Consider the following 15,081-nt stretch of genomic DNA (forward strand, 5'->3'; position numbering starts at 1 on the left):
TACCAGCATGCCCGACGCCGCCACCGACCATATAGCACGCGCATTCGATTTACGGTCGTGGTCAGCCACCTTCACCCGAAGGTGTGGCGGAGCTAGGGTCGGCGTCATGATGGATCACGCGCGTGACCTGGCCTCTGTATCCGAAGCGACGGACCGGCTACTCACCGCAGCCGCCGCACTGGACAACGCCGGTGTGACCGAGCCGTCACGGCTGCCCGGCTGGACCCGCGGTCATGTCCTCGCCCACCTCGCCCGCAACGCGGACGCCCTGGTGAACGTTTTCGAGGGCCGCCCCATGTACGTCTCCGGGGAGGCCCGGGACGCCGACATCGAGCGGGACGCGCCGCGCCCCCTGAAGACCCAGCTCGCCGACGTGCGCGACAGCGCGAACCGCTTCCAGGACGTCGCCTCGCACTCCCAGGACTGGTCCCGCACGGTGGAGCTGCGCAACGGGGTCACGGATCTCGCCTCCCGGGTGCCCTTCCGGCGGTGGATCGAGGTGGAGCTCCATCACGTGGATCTGGGGATCGGGTACGACCTGGAGGATCTGCCGGACGAGTTCGTCCAGCGCGAGATCAACTTCCTCTCGGACCGGTTCCGCAACCACCCCGGGGTCCCCGCGCTGATGATCAGACAGGACGACGGCCGCATGATCCCCACCGGGGATGTCAGGTCCACCACGCCGGAACGCCTCGAAAGCGGCCACCACCTCATGATCAGCGGCGCCCGCGCCGACCTCCTGGGCTGGCTCGCCGGCCGCCGCGACGGCGCCGCCCTGCACCTGGAAGGAGGGGCCCTCCCCTCGCTGCCCCCGCTATAGGCTGCCCCCATGACGTACAGCGGAGCGGTGAAGGTCGGCGGTCCTGCGGATGTGCACGAGCTGCGGGACCTGATGATCTCCAAGGTCGCGGTGGGCCCGATGAACAACAACGCGTACCTGCTGCGCTGCCGGGCCACCGACGAGCAACTGCTGATCGACGCCGCGAACGACGCCGGCACACTGCTCACGCTGATCGGTGACGACGGGATCGCGTCCGTCGTCACCACGCATCAGCACGGCGACCACTGGCAGGCGCTCGCCGAGGTCGTGGCGGCCACCGGCGCCCGTACGTACGCGGGCCGGGACGACGCCGAGGGCATCCCGGTGGCGACCGACGTCCCCGTGAAGGACGGTGACACGATCCGCGTGGGGCGCGTGGAGCTGACCGCGCGCCACCTGGTGGGCCACACGCCAGGTTCGATCGCCCTGGTCTACGACGACCCGCACGGGCATCCGCATGTGTTCACCGGGGACTGCCTCTTCCCGGGCGGGGTGGGCAACACCCGCAAGGACCCCGAGGCGTTCGCCAGTCTGATCCACGACGTGGAGACGAAGATCTTCGACGCCCTGCCCGACGAGACCTGGGTCTACCCGGGCCACGGCAACGACACCACGCTCGGCGCGGAGCGCCCGCACCTGCCGGAGTGGCGCGCTCGGGGCTGGTGAGCACGAGGTTGGTGAGCACGGGTCTGGTGAACTCCCCCGTGCCGTACGGCAGTTGGTGAGGCGGTCGGCAGGGGGCGCGGGCGCTCTCTCACGCGCCCCGTGTGAATCGAACGCACGCGCCGGTGTCTCGCGCGCGCTCCCCGCGCACGCCGTGGCGTAGTCCACTGGAAGCAGGTCCGCACGGGATGACGGCTCCCGCGCGGATGGGCCGCCGGCCTGCCAATCCCCGCCCTCGGCCGGCGGCCCCGCCCGAGCCTCCCAAGGTTGCGGCGACGAGCGTTCACAGGACTGCAACACGCGTTCCCAGAATGCGGACAATCGCCCATGTGACCTCGACAAACGGGACGTCGCGCTGTCAATCTCACGCCATGCGTCCTGTCCTGCGCGCCCCGCGCTCCCTGCGCCGTGCCGCCTCCGCCGCCATAGCCGCCCTGCTCGCCGCCGCCGCGGTGGGCTGCGCCCCGCAGCCGGAGGAGGACACCTCCGGCTCGGCCTCCGCCCCGGCGTCCGGAGCGTCCTGCGCCAAGGGCGAGTTGGGCACGAAGACGTCCGGCAAGCTGACGATCGCCACCGACCAACCCGCGTACGAGCCCTGGTTCAAGGACGACGACCCGAAGAACGGCGAGGGCTTCGAGTCGGCGGTCGCGTACGCCGTGGCGAAGCAGCTCGGCTACGACAAGGCGGACGTCGTCTGGCAGAGCGTGCCCTTCAACAAGGCGTTCGCGCCCGGCGCGAAGACCTTCGACTTCGACGTCAACCAGGTGTCGATCAGCGACGAGCGCAAGAAGGCCGTGGACTTCTCGTCGGGCTACTACGACGTGCGCCAGGCCGTCGTCGCGCTGAAGGACTCCCCGGCCGCGAAGGCCACGAGCATCGCCGACCTGAAGAAGCTGCATCTGGGCGCCCAGGTCGGCACCACCAGCCTGGACTACATCGACGACGTGGTGAAGCCGACCCAGGACGCCGCCGCGTACGCGAAGAACGACCAGGCCAAGTCCGCCCTGAAGAACGGCCAGATCGACGCCATCGTGGTCGACCTGCCGACCGCGTTCTACATCACGGCGGCCGAGGTGACGGACGCGAGGATCGTCGGCCAGTTCGAGAACCAGGGCGGGACGCCCGAGCAGTTCGGGCTCGTCCTCGACAAGGGCAGCGCCCTCACGTCCTGCGTGACGAGCGCCGTGGACGCCCTGCGCGAGGACGGCACCCTGGCGAAGATCGAGCAGGAGTGGCTCTCCGACGCCGTCGACGCGCCGGTGCTCAAGTGACGGTCGTGAAGGACGAGCCCGGCCGCGAGGACGCGGGCGGCGACAGCGGCCTGCCCGCCGCGGAAGACGGCTACGTCCCCTCACGGCGCCGGCTCGACCGGGAGCGCTACAAGCGCGACCGGGCCCGTCGCGCCACCGCCGTCGCCGCCCTGTCGACCCTGGTCACGGCCGTCGTCCTCTATCTGGTCGTCGTCAACGCGCCCGGCTGGCCACGCACCAAGGAGACGTTCTTCAGCGCGGAGTACGCGCGCGAGGCGCTCCCCAAGGTCCTCGAAGGACTGTGGCTCAACGTACGGCTGCTGCTGATCTGCGGTGTCGCCGTGCTCGGCCTCGGCATGCTCATCGCCGTCGCGCGGACCCTGCGCGGCCCGGTGTTCTTCCCGCTGCGGGCGCTGGCCGCCGCGTACACCGACTTCTTCCGCGGGCTGCCGCTGATCATCAATCTGATGATCGTGGTCCTGGGCGTCCCGGCGCTCCGGCTCCAGGGCGTGACCGTCGATCCGGTGCTGCTCGGCGGCACCGCGCTGACGCTCACGTACTCGGCGTACGTCGCCGAGGTGTTCCGGGCCGGCATCGAGTCCGTGCACCCCTCGCAGCGCGCGGCGGCCCGTTCGCTGGGTCTCACCAACCGGCAGGCGCTGCGGCACGTGGTGCTCCCCCAGGCGGTACGCCGTCAGGTGCCGCCGCTCCTCAACGACCTGGTGTCCCTGCAGAAGGACACCGGTCTGGTCTCGATCGGCGGCGCGATCGACGCCGTACGCGCCGCCGACATCATCGTGGGCCGCAGCCTCAACTACACGCCGTACATCGTCGCGGGACTGGTCTTCGTCGCCCTGACCATCCCGATGACCCGCTTCACCGACTGGGTCACGGCCCGGATGGACCGGCAGCGGGCGCAGGGAGGGACGACATGAGCGAGACCCGAGAGACCGTCGAGCCGGTGCCCGCCGCCGAGGGTGCCCCCGTGCTGCGGATGGAGTCCGTCCGCAAGACCTTCGGCGGCTCGGTCGTGCTGCGGGACGTCGACCTGGAGGTGGCCCCGCACACCGTGACCGCCCTGATCGGCGCCTCCGGGTCCGGCAAGTCGACCCTGCTGCGCTGCGCCAACCTCCTGGAGGACATCGACGACGGGGCGATCTGGCTGGACGGCGAGGAGATCACCGACCCCCGCGTCGACCAGGACGCGGTACGCCGCCGTATCGGCGTGGTCTTCCAGTCGTACAACCTGTTCCCGCACATGACGGTGCTGGACAACATCACCCTGGCCCCGCGCCGGGTGCACGGCGTCCCCCGCGCGGAGGCGGAGGAACGGGCCCGTGAACTCCTGGACCGGCTCGGGCTGAGCGGGAAGGCGAGCGCGTATCCCGACCGGCTCAGCGGCGGCCAGCAGCAGCGCGTGGCGATCGTGCGCGCCCTGGCCGTACGCCCCCGGCTGCTGCTCCTCGACGAGATCACCGCGGCCCTCGACCCGGAGCTGGTCGGCGAGGTGCTGAACGTCGTCCGTGACCTGAAGGCCGATGGCATGACGATGGTGCTGGCCACGCACGAGATGGGCTTCGCCCGTGACGTCGCCGACCAGGTCTGCTTCCTGGACGGGGGCGTGGTGCTGGAACGCGGCACCGCGGAGCAGTTGTTCGGCGACCCGCGGCAGGAACGCACCCGGCGGTTCCTGCGACGGATCGTGGAGGCGGGCCGCCTGTAAGGGGCGCCTGTAAGGGCCACCGGTAAGGGGCGTGCTCCTGGAGCCCGGGGCTTACGCCTCGGTCTTCCCCGCCCCCGCCAGCGCGGCGACCCGCTCCACGCCGAACACATAGCCCTGCACCCCGCACCCGGCGATGACCCCGTCGGCGCGCAGCGAGACGTACGAGTGGTGCCGGAACGTCTCCCGCTGGTGGATGTTGGAGATGTGCACCTCCAGCACCGGCAGCCCGTCACAGGTGTTGAGGGCGTCGAGGATCGCCACGGAGGTGTGCGAGTAGGCGCCGGGGTTGATGACGATCCCGCTGTGGTTCAGCCGTGCCTCGTGGATCCAGTCGACCAGTTCGCCCTCGTGGTTGGACTGCCGGAAGTCCACCGTGCCCCCGTGCGCGGCCGCCGCCTTGGCGCACATCGCCTCGACGTCGGCGAGCGTGTCGGAGCCGTAGATCTCGGGCTGCCGTTGCCCCAGGAGGTTCAGGTTGGGGCCGTTGAGAATCATGATCGGGGCTTGGGCCAGGCTGCGGGGCACGGTTCCTCCGGTCCGTTCGGGGTGGGCGGCCCGTGGGGACCGCCGCTCGACCCCGGTTTATCACGGTGAAACCGCCGGGCAGGAGGCCGTACCCTCCCCGCATGACCCCGCCCTCGTACCCTCCGAAGCCCTCTCCCGGCGACCGCGTGGCCGTCGTCTCGCCCGGCGCCGGCCTGCCCGAGCTGTTCCCACGCCCCTTCGAACTGGGCCTGGAGCGGCTGCGCGAGGAGTACGGCCTCGAACCGGTCGAGTACCCGGCGACGCGGAAGATGGGCGCTACACCGCAGCAGCGGGCCGAGGACCTGCACGCGGCCTTCGCCGACCCGGACGTCAAGGCGGTGTTCACCTCGATCGGCGGCGACGACCAGATCACCGTGCTGCCGTATCTGGACCGGGAGTTGCTGCGGGCCCACCCCAAGCCGTTCTTCGGCATGAGCGACAACACCAACCTGCTGGCGTTCCTGTACAGCACCGGTGTCGTCGGCTATCACGGCGGGACCGTGATGACCTCGCTGGGCAGGTCCGTCGCGATGGACCCGCTGACCGCGGACTCCCTGCGCGCCGCGCTGTTCACCTCGGGGCCGTACGAACTGCGGGCCGCCGAGCGCTTCAACGACGTCAACCGTGACTGGGCCGACCCGGCGACCTTCGACGCGGAGCCTGAGACCGTGCCCGGCGCGGGATGGACCTGGGTGAACCCCGACCGCGTGGTGGAGGGCCGGAGTTGGGGCGGCTGTCTGGAGATCCTCGGCTGGCTGCTGATGGCCGACCGCGAGGTGCCGCGCGACCTGTCCGTGTTCGACGGCGGTGTGCTCTTCCTGGAGACCTCGGAGGAACTCCCGAGTGGCGAGGAGGTCTTCCGCACCCTGCGCAACATGGGCGAGCGCGGTCTGCTCCGGCGCTTCTCCGCGCTCCTGATGGGGCGTCCCAAGGCCTGGTCCTTCGAGCGGCCCAACACCCCGGAGGAGGCGGCCGGTTACACGGCCGGGCAGCGGGAGGCCGTCCTGCGCGCGATGCGGACGTACGCCCCCGACACCACGATCGTCTTCGACGTGGATCTCGGGCACACCGATCCGCAACTCGTCATCCCCTACGGGGGCGTGATCCGGGTGGACGGGCCCGCCCGGCGCATCTCGGTGACCTACTGAGGCCCGTTGACGCCTCCGGCGACCCATGGGCCTCGAACGAGCCTCCGCACGCCCCCCGTAACCGCCCGTCACCGTGGGTAGTTGACCCGGCATGCAACCTGCACGCACCGTGAAACCGCCCTCCATGCTGCGCCTCGCGTCCGCCTCGCTCGCCGGGACGGCCATCGAGTTCTACGACTTCTTCGTCTACGGGACGGCGGCGGCCCTCGTCCTGGGGCCGCTGTTCTTCCCGACGTTCTCGCCCCTGGCCGGAACCCTCGCGGCCTTCGCGACCTTCGGGGTCGGGTTCGTGGCACGGCCGCTCGGTTCGGTGCTGTTCGGACACATCGGCGACCGGCGCGGGCGGCGGCCGGTGCTCGTCGCCTCGCTGCTCCTGACGGGCGGCGCGACCGTCGCCGTCGGCTGCGTCCCCACGTTCGACTCGATCGGCGTGGCCGCCCCCTTGCTCCTCCTCGTCCTGCGCTTCCTTCAGGGGCTCGGGCTCGGCGGGGAGTGGGGCGGGGCGGTGCTGCTGACGGCGGAGCACGCGCCGCCCGATCGGCGCGGGCTGTGGTCGAGCTTTCCCCAGGTGGGACCGGCGGTGGGGTTCCTGCTGGCCAACGGGGTGATGCTGGCGCTGTCGGCGAGCCTGACGGAGGCGCAGTTCGCCGCCTGGGGGTGGCGGGTGCCGTTCTGGGCGGCGGGCGCCCTGGCCCTCGCGGGGCTGTGGCTGCGGTCGTCGCTCACCGAGAGCCCGCAGTTCCTGGGGATCGCCGAGCCGGCGCGCGTGCCGCTCGCCGAGGTGGTGCGCGGCCACTGGCGGCTGGTCCTGCTGACGGCCGGCGCGCTCGCGATCGGGTACGCGGTGTTCTACTCGGTGACGACCTGGTCCCTCGCGTACGGCACCGAGCGGCTCGGGATCAGCCGCACCGTGATGCTGACCTGCATCATGGGCGCCGTGGTGGTGAAGGGCGCGCTGACACCGGTGGCCGCGGTGCTCGGCGACCGGTACGGGCGGCGCCCGATGTGCCTGATCGGCTGCACCGTCACCGTGCTGTGGATGTTCCCGATGGTCGCGCTGCTGGCGACCGGTGAACCCCTGCTGATCTTCTTCGGTTTCCTGGTGGCGATGCTCGCCTTCGTCACGATGTTCGCCGTCATCGCCGCGTATCTGCCGGAGCTGTACGAACCCCGAGTGCGCTGCACGGGGGCCGCGGTCGGCTACAACCTGGGCGGGGTGCTCGGCGGCGCCCTCACGCCGATCGTGGCCACCGCCGTGGCCCAGGGCGGCCGGGTGCCCTGGGGTGTGGGCGCGTATCTGACCGGGATCGCCCTGCTGAGCCTGGGCTGCTTCGCGCTGCTGCCGGAGACCCGCCCGGTCCCCCTCGCGACGACGGCGGAGGCGGAGGCCGCCGCGGGGTGAGCACCGGTGTCCCGGGCCCCGGCCCCGCGGCTCGGCGACCGTGCTACGGATTCACCGCCAGCTCCAGATACGCCGCGAACAGCACCAGGTGGACACCGCCCTGCAGCGGTGTCGCGCGCCCCGGGACCACGGTCAGCGAGGCCACCACGACGGTCAGGGCGAGCAGCACCATATGGGTGGCGCCGAGACCGAGGACGAGGGGCCCGGAGAGCCAGACGGAGGCCAGGGCGACGGCCGGGATGGTCAGACCGATGCTGGCCATGGCGGAGCCGAGGGCGAGGTTGAGACTGGTCTGGACCCGGTCGCGGCGGGCCGCGCGGAGGGCGGCGATGGTCTCGGGCAGCAGCACCAGCAGGGCGATGATCACACCGACGACCGCATGCGGCAGGCCCGCGGCGTCGACTCCGGACTCGATGGTGGGCGAGACGCCCTTGGCCAGGCCGACCACGCCGACGAGTGCGAGACCGAGCATGCCGAGGCTGATCTTGGCGGTGCGGGCCGACGGTGCCTCGGCGTGGTCGTCCTCCGCGATCACCTCGCCCAGCCGGGTGATCGGCAGGAAGTAGTCCCGGTGGCGCACGGTCTGGGTCGCCACGAACAGGCCGTACAGAGCCAGTGAGGACAGTGCGGCGAAGGTGAGTTGGGCCGTGGAGAACTCGGGGCCCGGCTTGCTGGTGGTGAAGGTGGGGAGCACCAGGCTGAGCGTGGCCAGTGTCGCGACGGTGGCGAGGGCGGCGCCGGTGCCCTCGGGATTGAAGACGGCGAGTCCGTGGCGCAGCGAGGCGACGAGCAGACAGATGCCGACGATGCCGTTGCAGGTGATCATCACGGCGGCGAAGACGGTGTCCCGGGCGAGGGTGGCGCTCTTGTCGCCGCCGTCGAGCATCAGGGTGACGATCAGGGCGACCTCGATGATCGTGACGGCGACGGCGAGGACGAGGGAGCCGAACGGTTCGCCGACCCGGTGGGCGACGACCTCGGCGTGGTGGACGGCGGCCAGTACGGCTCCCGCGAGCACCAGCGTCACCAGGGCGACGACCGCGGCGGGCAGATCACGTCCCCAGGTGAGAGCGAGCAGGACGACCGCGGCCACCGGGACGGCATCAGTCCATCGCGTCGGGAGCGACCGGAGCCGAGCGAGCATGCGGTGATCCTTTCAGACGTGAAAGGGCCCCGCACTCCGGTGGACGCCGTGGTGCTGCGTCTCCGTGGTGCGGGGCCCCATCCGTGATCGGTCGTGCGGTGTCGGCCTCGTCAGGCCTCGACGCTGTCCTTCTCCGCGCCGTCGGCCTTCTTCTGCTCGGCCTCGGTCTCGGCCTGCGCCTGCTTCTTGGTGGCGATCAGGCTGGTGATCGTGGTGACCACCAGGACCGCGCAGATCACTCCGAGGGACACCGGGATGGAGATCTCGGGTACGTGTACCCCGGACTCGTGCAGTGCGTGCAGCACCAGCTTCACCCCGATGAAGCCGAGGATGACCGACAGGCCGTAGGACAGGTGGACCAGCTTCTTCAGCAGCCCGCCGATCAGGAAGTACAGCTGTCGCAGACCCATGAGCGCGAACGCGTTGGCCGTGAACACGATGTACGGGTCCTGGGTCAGGCCGAAGATCGCCGGGATGGAGTCCAGTGCGAAGAGGACATCGGTGGTGCCGATGGCGAGCATGACGACCAGCATCGGCGTCATGACGCGCTTGCCGTTCTGCTCGATCCACAGCTTGGTGCCGTGGTAGCGGTCGGCGACACCGAAGCGCTTCTCGGCGGCCTTGAGGAGCTTGTTCTCCTCCCACTCCTCGTCCGACTCCTCGGCCCTGGCCTCCTGGATCAGCTTCCAGGCGGTGTAGATCAGGAACGCGCCGAAGATGTAGAAGACCCAGGCGAAGCTGGCGAGGATCGCCGCGCCCGCGGCGATGAATATCGCGCGGAGCACCAGGGCGATCAGCACACCGACCAGCAGCACCCGCTGCTGGTACTGCGAGGGCACCGAGAACTTCGCCATGATCAGGACGAACACGAAGAGGTTGTCGACGCTCAGCGACTTCTCGGTGATGAAGCCCGCGAAGAACTCTCCGGCCGGCTGGCCACCGGCGAAGACGAGCAGCCCGAGTCCGAAGAGGGCGGCCAGGGCGATCCAGACGACCGTCCAGATTCCGGCTTCCTTGATGGACACGTCATGGGGCTTGCGGCCGATGAAGAAGTCGACCGCGATGAGGGCGGCAAGGCCCAGAACAGTCGTGACCCACAGGGTCGTGGAAACATCCACTGCGCCTCCGGCAGTACGTAACGGCAAATAGCAGCGTCGTTGCGCTACCGGAGGTCTCTTCCACCCGGTCCTCCAGGGCGTTCCACAACGCCTGGTGCCGCCGGGCCGACGCCCCGGGATCAGGATTGATCCGTATTGACGGGTACGCCGCAGCTAGTAGGGAGTACTCCCCTCCGCACGAAAAGAGTACCCAATCACCAAGAATAGGTAAAGGGCCAGGCAAAGAAAGCATCAAAACCGCTGGTCAGAGCGCTTTACGAGGGCTTGGTACGAGGAGGGGCCCGGCGGTCCTCACCGGTTCCAGGAGCGGCGGGCCTCCGCGACCCGGGCGAGCACGTCGGGCAGGACGCCGCTGCCGGGCGGGATGCTCGACGGCTCGTACGTCCACGCGTGCCCGACCCAGGGGTCGGCGAGATGGTCGTCGGGGGTGGGGGTGAGTCGCATCAGCGAACGCCACAGCGGGTCGAGCAACGGCCCGTAGGCGGTGGCTTCCTGCCGGTCGGCGACCATCATCAGATGGACGCCGACGGCCGGTCCCTCGTCCGCGAGATAGCGGAGCTGGGTGACAGCCCGGTCGTCGAAGCCGTGCGGGAAGTCGTTGACGATCAGCAGTTGCTCGGCCGTGTCGAAGCCGGGCGGCAGGGCGTCGGCCGCGCCACCGCGCACCGCCATCTGCACGAGGTCGACGCGCTGGGTGAGCCGCCCCAACACCTCCGCGACGCCCGCCGCTCCGGCGGCGGGCGGTCCGGCGAGCACACCGGCCCGTGTCAGGGGCGCCAACGCGGACGAGCCCGCCCCGGCCGCGTCGATGACGTGCACCGTGAACTCGCCGGGCGGGTAGACCGCGAGCAGACGGGCGGCGAGCGCGACCGCCGTGTCCAGCGCGAGACGGCGCAGCTCGTCCGAGTCGACGAGCGCGTCGCTGGAGCCGGAACGGCCGCTGTCGATCCACAGGCCGCGCTCAAGCGGCAGCCGGACCAGCATCGGGATGCGCACCCCCTCGCTCTCCGGCAGATGGAGGTCGCCCAGGCGCAGGGCCATCGGGATCTCCATCGGCACCCGGTAGCCGTGCCAGACCGGGTTGTCCCAGCTCGCGTATGCCGGGGGCAGCGCGGGCTCGACGACCTCGGCCTCGGCCCGCAGCTGGACGAGGTCGCGGTCGAGGGCGTCCCTGGCCTGGTCGACGAGCTGGGCGTGGCGGGCGCGGGCGGCCTCGCGCGCGGCGTCGCCCTGGCCGCCGATACGACTGCGGGGGTCGGACAGGACCTTGTCCAGCTCCTGTTCCATGCGCGACTCGGCGAAGTCGACGGCACTGCGGTACGCGGCGGTGGTACGGGCGAGGTCCTCGAACATGCCCCACACCTGGTTGTAGAGCCGCTCCTCCATGGACCAGCCGGTCGCGTCCCCGGCGACGGGCCGCGCGGGCTGCCCCGGCTGGGCCGGGGGTGCGGTCGGCGGGGGCGGGGGCGGCGCGGTGCTCTGACGGCCGGGGTGGGTGTAGTTGACGGGGCCGTCGGCGGTGGAGGCGGCGGGCTGGGCGCCGGCGGACGGGTCGGCCGGGGCGGATCCGCCGTGCTGCGCCGAGGCGTGGTCGGGACGGGTGGCGTCGTGCGGAGAGCCGTACGGGGGTGTCGTGCCGTAGGGGGAGGCGGGCTGGTGTCCCTGCGGCGCCGCGCTCCCGGGCAGGCCCTGGGGTGTCGTGCCGCCGCGCGTCTGGTCGGGGCCCTGCGCGGGTGCGGCCGCCTGGCGGGGACGGTCCGCGTCCGGCAGCCGGGGCGGAGGCGCGGCCACGGAGCGGGCGAGGCCCTGGGCCACGGCCTCCTGGATGGTGCCGGCGAGCTGCGGGGCCTGCGGCAGGCCCTGGTCGGCGAGCAGCTCCGCGAGGCCGCCCGCATACCCCTGGCCGACCGCGCGGACCTTCCAGACGCCCTGCCTGCGGTACAGCTCCACGGCGACGACGGCCGACTCCGGTTCGAGGTCGGTGATGGTGTAGCTGACGACCTCGGTGCCGTCGAGGCCGGTGATCGCGACGAAGGGGGCGGCGACGGCGCCGAATCGTGCCGGACCGCCGCTGCCGGACGGCAGGGCGAGCAGCACGGTCACCCGGTGCACGGACGGCGTCAGGGCGTCGAGGTCCACCGCGAGGCGATGGTCGGCCGCCGCCTGCTGGGGGACGTCGATGCCCGGCAGGGTGGGCGCGCCCGGGTGGGCGACCCACTCCACGCCGTGCACCCTGCCGTGCTCGTCGCCGAGGGTGGCTCCGGCCACGATCGGCGTGCCGGCCGAGACGCGGATCTCCAGTCGGACCTCGGGCAGCGGATGGTTCTGCCCCCGGACCAGCTCGGCCGTCATCGACTTCGTCCCCCTGTGTCGCTCGGTGCGTGGTGCTTGCCTACAGAACCGGCAGGATCGCCGGCATGAGGTCCTGGAAGGTGCGGCCGTTGGCGGGCGTGCCGATGGCGGTCATCTGCCAGCCCGTGCCCGCGCGGTGCACCTTGGCCATGATCTGGGCCGTGTACTGGCCGCCGCCCGCGAGGGTGTAGCGCGCCAGCTCCTGGCCGTTGGTCTCGTCGACCAGGCGGCAGAACGCGTTCTGCACCTCCTGGAAGGTCTGGCCCGTGAAGGAGTTCACGGTGAAGACGATCTGGTCGATGTGGACCGGCACCCGGGCCAGGTCGACGAGGATCGCCTCGTCGTCGCCGCCCTGTCCCACGCCGCCGACCAGGTTGTCGCCGGTGTGACGGACGGAGCCGTCGTCGCTCACCAGGTGGCGGAAGAAGACGACGTCGACGGGCTGCTTGTCCGCGAACAGCACGGCGGAGGCGTCGAGGTCGATCTCACGGGTGCGGGATCCGAACAGGCCGCGCCTGGGGGCAGCCTGCCAGCCGAGACCCATGCGCACCGCGGTCAGGCTGCCTCCGTCGTTCTTCTGCAGACTGATGGCCTGACCCTTGGTCATGTTGACGGTCACGCGCTGATTCCCCTCTCGAACTGTCCCCTGTTTCCGTGGAGTCCACGGATGTGCAGCACCTTACGCAGCGGCAGCGACATTGCCGCAGCCTGTGTCGCACTTTGTGTCGGTCTTGCAACACAGCGCGCCTGTTCCAGGGCGCGCGCCCTCCCCCGTCGCCCGACCGGGGCATCAGGCGAGGCCGGCCTCCTTCATCTGCCGCAGTTCCTTCTTCATCTCGGAGACCTCGTCGCGCAACCGGGCGGCGATCTCGAACTGCAGGTCGGCGGCGGCGGTGCGCATGCGCTCCGTCATGTCCTCGATCTGCTGGGCGAGATCGGCCGCGGGACGATCGGTCGGGGTCTCCTGCGCCTTGCCCTTGGCGGGCTTGGCCGCCTTGCCGCTGAGGGAGGGGACGGGGGCCTTGGCGCCCTTGCCGTCCTTCCCCTTGCGGTAGCCCGAGCCGAGCAGTTCCTCGGTGTCGACCTCCTCGCGGGCGATCCGCGCGACGATGTCGTTGATCTTCTTGCGGAGCGGCTGGGGGTCGATGCCGTTCGCCTTGTTGTACGCGACCTGCTTCTCCCGGCGCCGGTTGGTCTCGTCGATGGCCTTCTCCATCGCCGGGGTGATCTTGTCGGCGTACATGTGGACCTGACCCGACACATTGCGCGCCGCGCGGCCGATCGTCTGGATCAGCGAGGTCCCGGAGCGCAGGAAGCCCTCCTTGTCGGCGTCGAGGATCGCCACCAGGGAGACCTCGGGGAGGTCGAGGCCCTCCCTGAGGAGGTTGATGCCGACCAGGACGTCGTACTCTCCGGCCCGCAGCTCACGCAGCAGTTCGACCCGGCGCAGGGTGTCGACGTCGCTGTGGAGGTAGCGGACCTGGATGCCGAGCTCCAGGAAGTAGTCGGTGAGGTCCTCGGCCATCTTCTTGGTGAGGGTGGTGACCAGGACCCGTTCGTCCTTCTCGGTGCGCTTGCGGATCTCGTGCACCAGGTCGTCGATCTGGCCCTCGGTGGGCTTGACGACGACCTCGGGGTCGACCAGGCCGGTGGGGCGGATGATCTGCTCGACGTGGCCGTCGGAGCGGGACAGCTCGTACTTGCCGGGGGTCGCCGAGAGGTAGACCGTCTGTCCGACGCGCTCCTGGAACTCCTCCCACTTCAGGGGCCGGTTGTCCAGGGCCGAGGGCAGCCGGAAGCCGTGGTCGACGAGGGTGCGCTTGCGGGAGGCGTCGCCCTCGTACATCGCGCCGATCTGGGGCACGGTCACATGGGACTCGTCGATGACGAGGAGGAAGTCGTCCGGGAAGTAGTCCAGCAGGGTGTTCGGCGGGGAGCCGGGCTCGCGGCCGTCGAAGTGCATCGAGTAGTTCTCCACACCCGAGCAGGAGCCGATCTGGCGGAGCATCTCCAGGTCGTACGTGGTGCGCATGCGCAGCCTCTGGGCCTCCAGGAGCTTGCCCTGCTTCTCCAGCTCCGACAGGCGCTCCCCCAGCTCCTTCTCGATGTCGTTGGCCGCGCGCTCCAGTCGCTCGGGGCCGGCGACGTAGTGGGTGGCCGGGAAGACGTACAGCTGCTCGTCGTCGCTGATGATCTCGCCGGTGAGGGGGTGGAGGGTGGAGAGGGCCTCGATCTCGTCGCCGAACATCTCGATGCGGACGGCCAGCTCCTCGTAGACCGGGAAGATCTCGATGGTGTCGCCGCGTACGCGGAAGGTGCCGCGGGTGAACGCCAGGTCGTTGCGCGTGTACTGGATGTCCACGAAGCGGCGCAGCAGCTCGTCCCGGTCGAACTCCTCGCCGACCTTGAGGGGGACCATACGGTCCACGTACTCCTGGGGCGTGCCGAGGCCGTAGATGCAGGAGACGGAGGCGACCACGACGACGTCGCGGCGGGTCAGCAGCGAGTTGGTCGCGGAGTGGCGCAGGCGCTCCACCTCCTCGTTGATCGAGGAGTCCTTCTCGATGTAGGTGTCCGACTGCGGGACGTAGGCCTCCGGCTGGTAGTAGTCGTAGTACGAGACGAAGTACTCGACCGCGTTGTTCGGCAGCAGTTCGCGGAACTCGTTGGCCAGCTGGGCGGCCAGCGTCTTGTTCGGCGCCATCACGAGGGTGGGGCGCTGGAGCTTCTCGATCATCCACGCGGTGGTGGCGGACTTGCCGGTGCCGGTCGCGCCGAGCAGGACGACGTCCTTCTCACCTGCTCCGATGCGCTGGGCGAGCTCGGCGATGGCCGTGGGCTGGTCGCCGCTCGGCTGGTAGGGGCTGACGACCTCGAGGGGCGCCACCGTGCGTTCGATCTTGGAAACGGGCCGCATGGGTTCCACCGTACGACCC

General features: G+C 70.6%; 13 protein-coding genes. 7 read left to right on the top strand and 6 right to left on the bottom strand.

All coding sequences use genetic code 11. The annotated features are described in order from the left end of the window. The first annotated feature begins 106 nt into the window (after positions 1–106). From ACZ7MG_RS41015 to ACZ7MG_RS41035, 5 genes are all read left to right on the top strand, one after another. Positions 107–820 (top strand): maleylpyruvate isomerase family mycothiol-dependent enzyme, encoded by a 714-nt coding sequence (locus ACZ7MG_RS41015; RefSeq protein ID WP_471391937.1) that lies wholly within the window; start codon positions 107–109, stop codon positions 818–820. 9 nt (positions 821–829) lie between these two features. After that, on the top strand, positions 830–1,486 hold the full coding sequence (locus tag ACZ7MG_RS41020; RefSeq protein WP_471391940.1) for an MBL fold metallo-hydrolase: 657 nt from the start codon (positions 830–832) through the stop codon (positions 1,484–1,486). A gap of 368 nt (positions 1,487–1,854) precedes the next feature. Beyond that, positions 1,855–2,754 (top strand): ABC transporter substrate-binding protein, encoded by a 900-nt coding sequence (locus ACZ7MG_RS41025; RefSeq protein ID WP_471391943.1) that lies wholly within the window; start codon positions 1,855–1,857, stop codon positions 2,752–2,754. Continuing rightward, positions 2,751–3,668 carry an amino acid ABC transporter permease gene (locus ACZ7MG_RS41030; protein WP_471391946.1) on the top strand — a complete coding sequence of 306 codons (918 nt, stop codon included), beginning with the start codon at positions 2,751–2,753 and terminating at the stop codon, positions 3,666–3,668. Before ACZ7MG_RS41025 ends, ACZ7MG_RS41030 begins: the two co-directional genes overlap by 4 nt. Beyond that, positions 3,665–4,456, top strand: coding sequence for an amino acid ABC transporter ATP-binding protein (locus ACZ7MG_RS41035; RefSeq protein ID WP_471391949.1), 792 nt, complete (start codon positions 3,665–3,667; stop codon positions 4,454–4,456). Before ACZ7MG_RS41030 ends, ACZ7MG_RS41035 begins: the two co-directional genes overlap by 4 nt. Positions 4,457–4,507: 51 nt before the next feature. Here ACZ7MG_RS41035 and aroQ read toward each other — a convergent pair whose 3' ends face one another. Next, on the bottom strand, positions 4,508–4,981 hold the full coding sequence (gene aroQ / locus ACZ7MG_RS41040; RefSeq protein WP_471391950.1) for a type II 3-dehydroquinate dehydratase: 474 nt from the start codon (positions 4,979–4,981) through the stop codon (positions 4,508–4,510). 101 nt (positions 4,982–5,082) lie between these two features. On the opposite strand from aroQ, the gene ACZ7MG_RS41045 reads away from it, so the two are divergent. Both ACZ7MG_RS41045 and ACZ7MG_RS41050 read left to right on the top strand, forming a co-directional pair. Then, positions 5,083–6,129 (top strand): S66 family peptidase, encoded by a 1,047-nt coding sequence (locus ACZ7MG_RS41045; RefSeq protein WP_471391953.1) that lies wholly within the window; start codon positions 5,083–5,085, stop codon positions 6,127–6,129. Positions 6,130–6,253: 124 nt separating this feature from the next. Next, positions 6,254–7,531 (top strand): MFS transporter, encoded by a 1,278-nt coding sequence (locus tag ACZ7MG_RS41050; RefSeq protein ID WP_471392116.1) that lies wholly within the window; start codon positions 6,254–6,256, stop codon positions 7,529–7,531. 43 nt (positions 7,532–7,574) lie between these two features. Here the strand turns inward: ACZ7MG_RS41050 and ACZ7MG_RS41055 are convergent, their stop codons facing one another. The 5 genes from ACZ7MG_RS41055 to uvrB all read right to left on the bottom strand — a co-directional run bounded on the left by ACZ7MG_RS41055 (position 7,575) and on the right by uvrB (position 15,062). Next, positions 7,575–8,675 (bottom strand): calcium:cation antiporter, encoded by a 1,101-nt coding sequence (locus ACZ7MG_RS41055; RefSeq protein WP_471391956.1) that lies wholly within the window; start codon positions 8,673–8,675, stop codon positions 7,575–7,577. A gap of 110 nt (positions 8,676–8,785) precedes the next feature. Continuing rightward, positions 8,786–9,793, bottom strand: a complete 1,008-nt coding sequence (locus ACZ7MG_RS41060) for a TerC family protein (protein ID WP_471391960.1) — start codon at positions 9,791–9,793, stop codon at positions 8,786–8,788. Positions 9,794–10,084: 291 nt separating this feature from the next. Beyond that, a complete protein-coding gene (locus ACZ7MG_RS41065) occupies positions 10,085–12,145 on the bottom strand; it encodes a TerD family protein (protein WP_471391963.1) in 2,061 nt (686 codons plus the stop codon). A 40-nt stretch (positions 12,146–12,185) separates the two neighbouring features. Further along, on the bottom strand, positions 12,186–12,764 hold the full coding sequence (locus ACZ7MG_RS41070; protein WP_045560970.1) for a TerD family protein: 579 nt from the start codon (positions 12,762–12,764) through the stop codon (positions 12,186–12,188). A gap of 171 nt (positions 12,765–12,935) precedes the next feature. Next, positions 12,936–15,062, bottom strand: a complete 2,127-nt coding sequence (gene uvrB / locus ACZ7MG_RS41075; RefSeq protein WP_471391966.1) for an excinuclease ABC subunit UvrB — start codon at positions 15,060–15,062, stop codon at positions 12,936–12,938. Positions 15,063–15,081: the final 19 nt, after the last annotated feature.

The organism is Streptomyces sp. NPDC107538 (genome assembly GCF_055657445.1).